Origin of the sequence: Paraburkholderia sp. RL17-373-BIF-A (assembly GCF_046030175.1) — a bacterium.
Classification (GTDB): Bacteria; Pseudomonadota; Gammaproteobacteria; order Burkholderiales; family Burkholderiaceae; genus Paraburkholderia.
The window spans coordinates 1-877 of the sequence record NZ_JARESO010000320.1 but is presented as its reverse complement, the minus strand read 5'-3'; the positions used below and the strand labels follow the sequence as shown (position 1 = coordinate 877).

Annotated in this window: 1 protein-coding gene and 1 pseudogene; both read left to right on the top strand. The window is 59.6% G+C overall.

Features of this window, described 5'->3' with window-relative positions; genetic code table 11:
* Window positions 1-470, top strand: a 470-nt coding sequence (locus P0D80_RS50615) for an IS66 family transposase (RefSeq protein WP_408296392.1), incomplete at its 5' end; no start/stop codon positions are given.
* Between the two features lie 52 nt (window positions 471-522).
* A pseudogene (locus P0D80_RS50610) lies at window positions 523-855 on the top strand (IS66 family transposase); the annotation flags it as partial.
* Window positions 856-877 lie beyond the last annotated feature (22 nt).

The following is an 877-nucleotide window of genomic DNA, read 5'->3' as shown; positions in this document are numbered from 1 at the left end:
GATTAATCTGGTCTTTCGCGGCCGGCGCGATTTCGCGCGCCTGTGTAACGCAAAAACAGCCATTTTTGACCCACGTCGGCCAGATCAAGGCTTTACTGGATCAATATCTGGAGACGACGCTGCCCGGCGGCAAGCTGGGACAGGCGCTGGGCTATCTCGGCAACCAGTGGCCGAAGCTGTGCCGTTACGTTGAGAACGAGACATGGCCGATATGCAATAACGCCTGCGAAAATTCGATCAGGCCATTTGTCGTCGGCAGAAAAAACTGGCTCTTCAGCGACACGGTGGCGGGTGCGAAGGCGAGCCTGAACCTGTATTCGCTGATCGAAACCTGCAAGGCGAATGACGTCGACGTGTACCGGTATCTCGTCGATCTGTTCAAGGCGCTGCCTTACACGAAGACCGCCGACGACTACGAAGCCCTGCTCCCATGGAAGCTCGGCAAGCCCGTGCCGAAGCCAACCACCTGATCGCTAGCCCACTTGCCCTTACAACGCAAGGTGCGGGTTGGCTGACCGCTTACTGTGGGTCTACCGCAGCGCCAAAGCGTCTGCCGAGCCGGTGGTGCTGTTTGAATACCAGCCAGGGCGTGGGCAACAGTATCCGCAGGCCTTCCTGAAAGGCTATGCCGGCACGCTAATGACCGATGGCTACAGTGCGTGGCGCACGCTCGAAGGTGTCACGCATCTCGGATGCCTAGCCCACGCGCGCCGGGCGTTTGACGAGGCGTACAAGGCGCTCAAGAAACCCGACGGTCGCGCGCGCAAGGCACTCGAATACTTCAAGGCGCTGTATCAGGTCGAGACCCTCGCACGCGGTAAGTTACCCGAGGGTCAAACCCGTGCCGACTATACGTAGTGGCTGCGCCAGACGCACA